We start from the raw sequence: 6,932 nt of genomic DNA on the forward strand, positions 1-6,932 counted from the left end.
AGGTATAGATCAACAAGGTACGCTCGTCAGGATGGATTACCCAGTATTCCTTTACTCCGGAGGCCTCGTACACCTCGTATTTTAATTGTAGCTCCTTTTTATTGTTTCCGGGAGAGAGGATTTCTACCACCAAGTCGGGGGCACCCACACAGCCTAATTCATCCAATTTTTCCCGATCGCAGACTACACATAGGTCAGGCTGCACTACGGTATCGATATCCTTGTGCTTTCTGGAAGAGACCGGAAGGCGTACATCAAAGGGGGCGGTATACACCTTACAGCTTCCTCCTTTTAAAAATCCATGAATTCGCGTAACCAAGGCTACCGTAAGCTCTTGATGAATTCGACGAGGGGCTGCTGCAGCTTGCCTGAATACTTTTCCCCGAATCAATTCCACCATCTCATCCAGCTGCCAGGAGAGGTAGTCTGCATAGGAATAGCTTCCATAGGCAGAAAAGGGTTCTTTGACTTTATCTTTTGACTTTTCCATCTTTTGCGTAAACCGAGGTTGACTAATAAAGATAACAAGATTTGGTTAAAATCGCTAGTGGACTAAAAGGATAGGTTGGAAAGGAAAACAAAACCGTAGGTGCCAAGGTGTGTGATTAATATTATGAATTTACATCGGCTTTTCTTTTTAAAATGGTAAAAGCCCAAAGCTTATAGACTTTGGGCTAATTTTATTTTCAAGTAATACCTTGAATCGCTTATTTTTCTGCTTTTTTCTTAACCACCAAGTTCATAACTCCCTCAGGTGAATTGGCTTTTCCAATCACTTTTTCGCCTTTTTGTTCCAGTACAGTTTTTACCATGTTTCCTTCCACGTATACCTCAAAGGATAATTTTCCTTCTTTTACATTTACATTTTTTCCCCAAACGGATTGCCCATTTTTAAAAGTAACTTTTACTGAAGTTGCTTTGTCCTTATTTGCGATAAGCACCGTGCCTTCGTGATAGGGGTAAGGAGCATCATAGCATTCGTATGCCCATGCGCCTTCATATTTAGATGGGATTTCAAAGGCCTTCACCTCCTGAGTAAATGATGTTACAGCAAATAACAACAGTAATAATGCACTTAAATTTTTCATGATATTGTGATTTTGGTTATACATAATGAAACAAAGTTAAGTGCTGGGAAGCTGCTGTATGAAAAATAGGGTTTTAGGCCTCTATTTAGGGAGGAATGACCGATATCAGTGTAATAAATGATCAAATTCAGGGGTGAATTTGCGTGATACAGGGACGATTGACGTGCTGCCTTCCAGGTGCAGGCTGACTTTACCTGAAGCTTTTTTTGCCAATTTTACATTTTGCACATTGACCAGATATGACCTATGACATCTTTTAATGGCGTGATCTTTTAATTGTTCCGCAAGGGCTTTTAAAGAACTTCTAAGCATTTCTTTTTTGATTACACCACTGTCTTTATAGTAGATGACGGAATAGTTATCTGCAGCTTCGATAAATAAGATGTCGGATGATTTTAAAGATAACCTGTGGTTTCCGTATTCATCTCGTAAGCTTATAATATTATGGGGGGAGTTGATCGATTCCGGTGAGTTTTGACTTTCATTTTGTTTGCGGAAAATGAAGATAAAACATAAAGCCAATGTATAGGGGATCAATAAGCCCAGAAAGGTATATTTCAGGCTAATCAAATATTCAGAAAAGAAGTTGGAACCATGGCTGCCATATAATCCATAGAAAACAAGGGCAAGTGCCAAAACTTCTAGCGTTGTCCAGTAAATAAAATAAATCACTTTAGATTCTCCTTTGAGTAAAGGTTTTAAGACAAACTGGGAAAGACTCAAAACAATTCCGCCGATAATTCCAAACCCTGAAAGCCTAATAAATTGGGACAGTCCTTGGTCCGCTTCCCATTGATCTATCCTGAAAGGGGTGTATAGATTTATGAAAAGGATTGAAAATAAGGTGCAAAAACCTATTAAAACCAGTTTTTCCCAGTTATGCTTGAGTAGGTTGAATTCAGCGTTTAATAGATTATTTTTCTTTTTCATCGCCTTAAATTTAAACAATGGAAAGTTGAAAAGCCTAATAAGCTACAAGACAATTTTCCTAAAAATGAAGTATTGGGGATTTGTTAAAAAAAGTTAATTGCTTGTATTTTTTTTTCTGTGATTTTATAATTGGAGCCGCTATCAGGATAGCTATCATAGGATAAATAGACTAAGATTTTACTTTATTAATTTAATTTATAAACTTCATTTATTTATTATTATGTCAGCCGTTTATTTACAGAAAAAAGGCCTCAGAAGGGGCGAGAAATGGTTTTCTCCATTATCATTAGTCCTTTTGTTTACCCTTATATCAATTACAGTTTCAGCCCAAAATTCAGCATCTGAATCCTCTTTTACCGCACGTCTGTTTAATATTGAAGCTCCTGTTAATGAGACTTTTCGTTTTCAGACCACCCTAAAAAACAACGCTAACAAGACCCAGGTTTATGAACTCAGCGCTGAAGCTCCGAAGGGCTGGAGGCTGGTTTTCAAGGCCAGAGGAAGTCAAGTCACCTCCATTAATTTGGAACCCGGGAAATCCGAAAGTATCAATGTTGAGGTGAAACCTGCTCATGATGCAGCTCCAGACAAGTATACCTTCCCAATACATGCAAAATCTGAAAACGACTCAATGGATTTGGATCTTGAAGCAGTTGTAGAAGGAGCCTATGATTTAGAGCTAACTACCCCTTCCGGACGTTTGAGTGGGGAGATTACAGAGGGAAAAAACACTGAAATTCACTTAAAAGTTATCAATACAGGTTCACTTCCTTTAAATGAAATTACGCTTACTTCGAATACTCCATCAAAATGGGAGGTAAGCTTTTCCCCCTCTGAATTGGAAGAGCTTGAGCCTGGCAAAAGTGCAGATGTGATTGCTACTTTATCAGTTCCTAATAAAACTTTGGCAGGAGATTATGTAAGTAAGTTTACTGCCAAAAACTCAGATAGTACAAGTACAGCAACCTATAGGGTGACAGTGAAAACATCTCTATTGTCCGGTGGAATTGGTATTTTGATAATATTGATTGCAGTTGGTTTTGTTTATGTATTGATTCGAAAGTTCGGAAGAAGATAAATAGGTCATGGATAAGCAGGTAATAGCACTGAAAGGCCTGACAAAGAAATATGGCACTTTCACTGCGGTTAATGAATTGGATCTCACCATTAACAAAGGGGAAATATTTGGCTTATTGGGCCCAAATGGTGCCGGAAAGACCACCACTATATTGATGATGATGGGGCTAACGGAGCCGAGTGCGGGAACAGCCCATGTTTGTGGTGTAAATTCAACCAAAAATCCCCTAGCTGTAAAGAAAGTGGTGGGTTATATGCCGGATAATGTCGGATTTTATGATAATATGTCTGCCTTGGAAAACCTGATGTATATCGGTGAATTGAACGGTATTCCTCGTAGTGAAGTCCGAAAAGATGCGATAGCGGTAATGGATATGGTCGGCTTGCCGGAAGAGGCCATTCATAAGAAAACAGCGGCCTATTCAAGAGGAATGAAGCAACGCCTGGGGTTGGCAGAAGTGTTGATTAAAAAACCTCAGGTGGTAATATTGGACGAGCCTACTTTAGGTATTGATCCGAGTGGGGTTAAGGAATTTCTGTCCTTGATTTTACGGCTAAGTAGGGAAAAGGGACTTACGGTATTGCTTTCATCACACCACCTTCACCAAGTGCAGCAGGTTTGTGATAGGGTTGGGATTTTTGTGGATGGGGAGCTTTTGATAGAAGGGGATATTGCTTCGCTTTCTAGCCGCCTTTTTACAGGAAAATCCTTTGAGGTAAATGTAACTTTTAAAAACCCCATTGACCTACCTTGGAAGCATGAGACGGAATTACTAAAGTTTCCCTCAATAAAGGAAATTTCAGTAGAAGCTCATGATGCATGGATCTCAGGGAGTGAGGATGTTACCCCTGATATTGTCCGGTTTTTGGTGGAAAAAGGGTATCCTATCATGGGAGTCCAAAAGAAAGAATATGGACTGGAGGATATTTATCAAAAGTATTTTGAAAACACAATAAAGGAGAATATAGATCAATGAAAGGAATCATAAATGCGTTGGATTTTAATGCTTCTGTGCGCGATGAAAAGCAGCAGAACCCTTTTTGGATATTGGTAAAAAAGGAGATAGCCGGTCATATTCGCAGTTGGAGGTTTATAATACTATTGGTGCTCGTTGTCCTTACCTTTTGGGGGGCAACTGCAGTGGCCATGAACAATATAAAAGACACAGTAGCCAAGGTTAAAGATTTGGAAACCCTTTTCTTGTACCTTAAATTGTTGACCACCACTGAGGGAACCTTGCCACCGTTTCATGTTTTTCTTAATTTTTTAGGCCCCCTATTGGGAATCAGTCTTGGCTTTGATGCCATTAATTCAGAACAACAAAACGGAACCCTGACGAGGATAATGGCCCAGCCTATTTATCGAGACAATTTGCTCTTGTCAAAATTTGTAAGTTCACTTTTACTGGTAGGAACATTATTGCTCTCGCTCTCTTTATTAATGATCGGAGGAGGAATGCTCATTACAGGTGTAATGATAGAAATCGAAGAGCTGATAAGAATACTATGTTTTATGGTGCTCTGTACTGTTTATGTGGGTTTTTGGCTAGGCCTTTCTATTTTACTTTCCATTGTCTTTAAGCAGGCATCCACTTCTGCGCTAACAGCAATTGGTATCTGGTTATTTTTCACCGTTTTCTATCAGATTGTTGTCAATATGGTGGTTACCATGCTTACCTCAGGTGCCGGTGAATTGTCTCAGATGCAAGTCATGCATCTCAATGAAATGATATTGAATATTCTTCGATTGGCTCCAAGTCAACTATACGCAGATGCAACAACAACCTTATTGATGCCCTCTGTGAGAAGCTTGGGACCGGTTACCATGGAACAAATGGCCGGGGCCATTCCTTCACCACTTTCCATTAGGGACAGTCTGCTGATCGTTTGGCCTCAATTAACCGGTCTGATAGCAGCTACCTTGCTTTGTTTTGCATTTTCCTATTACCTTTTTATGAGAAGAGAAATAAGGACATGATTCTTTTTCCTGGTTTAATATAAATAAAGCTGTTTGGAGGTTATGGCTTTGCTTTGCAAAGAGGAAATCTTCAAACAGCACTTTTACTTTAAAAATATCAACTTGTTTGATCCTAGTATTGATAGCGTAGGTCCTGTGTTAGGTTTCAAGTGCAGACCGGGCTAAAGGTATTAAGGACAATCCAATGTTGCTGGAGGCTATTGATTATCGGTCATTATATCAAAGTGTTTATCTCATAATACTTTTTTAAAGAAATAGAATTGGATAACTTTGGCAGGCAAAATAAATTATGTGAAAGTATTTATTTTCAATAGTTGGCAACCCATAAAATGGAAAAAAAGAACAAAAAGCAATTTTTTATCAGAAGGCTATTTATAGCTCTTATGATCCCTATTGTGCTTTCTCTATCCATTCTTCCTTGTTGCCCTCCTTCAGAAAGTTGTGTGGATGAGGTAGGTTCTTGTGCTGATGAACCTGTACAAGGAGCTTTTCCTGGATCGGGATTATGTTCCCCTTTCTTTACCTGTGGCCATTGTCCGGGTATTATACTTCAGCAAGTTGAATTTCCAGCTTTAACTTTTCAGGAGATCAATGGAACAATTTCCGGAATTAGGTCGGAATTCAAGCCTTTTATTCTCGTCAAATCCTTTTTCAAGCCACCAAAGGCTTAATCTACCTACGTACATTGAGGTAATTTAAACCGGAATACTGACTTTTATTGGTAAAGATTTTGTCATTATTGTTGCCAAAAGTGACGCAACAAAACGGCCTAAATCATTTTGTTCCAGTGATTTTTTTTTGTACCCTTGGCTACAAAAAAAAACCACATGGAAGAACAGTATAGGATTTTAGTTAAAGCTAAATGAGTCAGATGGTGTTCCCATTCCTTGTTTCCGGTTTAATTACACACCATTATTTTTCAATCAATCAACTATTAATTAATTACAGTGAAACACATTGTCACAGTACTGATAATACTTTGCCTATACGGCACTGCCATGTCACAAAATACATTTACAGTCACGATCAAGGATGAGGAATCGAAGGAAGCGCTATTTGGTGTGTCCGTCTATTTTCCACAATTGGAGAAAGGAGCATCCAGTGATATTCTTGGTAAAATTTCCATAGATGAAATTCCAAATGGAAAATATACTTTATTGGTGACCCATTTAGGATATGAATCCATGGAATTGGAGCAGTCTTTTCCAATGGAAGGTGAGCTGAACTTATTGATGGGGCATGCCCATGAGGAGATGGAAGAGGTGCTGGTCACTTCCACCAGGAGTGGCAGAACCATAGAAGATGTTCCTTCGCGGGTAGAAGTTATTGCCGGGGAGGAACTGGCGGAAAAAGGAAACATGAAACCGGGTGATATCCGTATGCTATTGAATGAAAGCACAGGGATTCAGACCCAACAAACTTCAGCCACCAGTTATAATTCAAGTATCAGGATCCAAGGCCTGGATGGGAAGTACACCCAGTTACTAAGAGACGGCCTTCCCTTGTATTCCGGTTATTCGGGAGGCTTAAGCCTGATGCAAATTGCCCCTCTTGATCTCAAGCAGGTAGAAGTAATCAAAGGGGCTTCTTCTACCCTGTATGGTGGAGGAGCCATTGCCGGTTTGGTCAACTTAATATCCAAAACCCCCGGGGAAGACAGAGAATTAAATTTTATGGTCAATGGGACCTCGGCTTTAGGATTGGATCTCAGTGGGTTTTACTCGGAAAGGTACGGTAAAATTGGAACCACGGTTTTTGCCTCTTATAATAAAGGCACAGCCTATGATCCGGCAGGCATAGGGCTCACCGCTATTCCTGAATTTGAACGCTATACCATCAACCCTCGCATGTTTTGGTAC

8 protein-coding genes are annotated in these 6,932 nt (G+C 39.6%); 5 read left to right on the forward strand and 3 right to left on the reverse strand.

Translation table 11 applies throughout. The features are described from left to right. From AAC037_RS16435 to AAC037_RS16445, 3 genes are all read right to left on the reverse strand, one after another. A partial coding sequence (locus AAC037_RS16435) for a Uma2 family endonuclease (RefSeq protein WP_339904068.1) occupies nucleotides 1-490 on the reverse strand: 490 nt, incomplete at its 3' end. A gap of 217 nt (nucleotides 491-707) precedes the next feature. Continuing rightward, nucleotides 708-1,088 (reverse strand): hypothetical protein, encoded by a 381-nt coding sequence (locus AAC037_RS16440; protein WP_339904070.1) that lies wholly within the window; start codon nucleotides 1,086-1,088, stop codon nucleotides 708-710. Between the two features lie 105 nt (nucleotides 1,089-1,193). Further along, complete coding sequence (locus tag AAC037_RS16445) at nucleotides 1,194-2,018, reverse strand: LytTR family DNA-binding domain-containing protein (protein WP_339904072.1); 825 nt, start codon at nucleotides 2,016-2,018, stop codon at nucleotides 1,194-1,196. Nucleotides 2,019-2,238: 220 nt separating this feature from the next. On the opposite strand from AAC037_RS16445, the gene AAC037_RS16450 reads away from it, so the two are divergent. The 5 genes from AAC037_RS16450 to AAC037_RS16470 all read left to right on the forward strand — a co-directional run. After that, nucleotides 2,239-3,096, forward strand: coding sequence for an NEW3 domain-containing protein (locus AAC037_RS16450; RefSeq protein ID WP_339904073.1), 858 nt, complete (start codon nucleotides 2,239-2,241; stop codon nucleotides 3,094-3,096). A gap of 7 nt (nucleotides 3,097-3,103) precedes the next feature. After that, on the forward strand, nucleotides 3,104-4,072 hold the full coding sequence (locus AAC037_RS16455) for an ABC transporter ATP-binding protein (RefSeq protein WP_339904074.1): 969 nt from the start codon (nucleotides 3,104-3,106) through the stop codon (nucleotides 4,070-4,072). Then, nucleotides 4,069-5,073: an ABC transporter permease subunit gene (locus AAC037_RS16460; protein WP_339904076.1), complete on the forward strand. Its 1,005-nt coding sequence runs from the start codon at nucleotides 4,069-4,071 to the stop codon at nucleotides 5,071-5,073. The genes AAC037_RS16455 and AAC037_RS16460 overlap by 4 nt, the downstream gene beginning before the upstream one ends. 329 nt (nucleotides 5,074-5,402) lie before the next feature. After that, entirely contained in the window at nucleotides 5,403-5,744 is a 342-nt protein-coding gene (locus AAC037_RS16465) for a hypothetical protein (RefSeq protein ID WP_339904077.1), read from the forward strand. Nucleotides 5,745-6,071: 327 nt separating this feature from the next. After that, on the forward strand, nucleotides 6,072-6,932 hold an 861-nt coding region (locus AAC037_RS16470; RefSeq protein ID WP_339904078.1), incomplete at its 3' end, for a TonB-dependent receptor.

It is taken from the genome of uncultured Cyclobacterium sp. (assembly GCF_963976465.1).
Classification (GTDB): Bacteria; Bacteroidota; Bacteroidia; order Cytophagales; family Cyclobacteriaceae; genus Cyclobacterium.

What these genes read in the sequence shown, in the direction of transcription:
- AAC037_RS16465 (WP_339904077.1), top strand. Translation starts at nt 5,403, where the DNA reads ATGGAAAAAAAGAACAAAAAGCAATTTTTTATCAGAAGGCTATTTATA.
- AAC037_RS16460 (WP_339904076.1), top strand. Translation starts at nt 4,069, where the DNA reads ATGAAAGGAATCATAAATGCGTTGGATTTTAATGCTTCTGTGCGCGAT.
- AAC037_RS16450 (WP_339904073.1), top strand. Translation starts at nt 2,239, where the DNA reads ATGTCAGCCGTTTATTTACAGAAAAAAGGCCTCAGAAGGGGCGAGAAA.
- AAC037_RS16445 (WP_339904072.1), bottom strand. Translation starts at nt 2,018, where the DNA reads ATGAAAAAGAAAAATAATCTATTAAACGCTGAATTCAACCTACTCAAG.
- AAC037_RS16440 (WP_339904070.1), bottom strand. Translation starts at nt 1,088, where the DNA reads ATGAAAAATTTAAGTGCATTATTACTGTTGTTATTTGCTGTAACATCA.
- AAC037_RS16455 (WP_339904074.1), top strand. Translation starts at nt 3,104, where the DNA reads ATGGATAAGCAGGTAATAGCACTGAAAGGCCTGACAAAGAAATATGGC.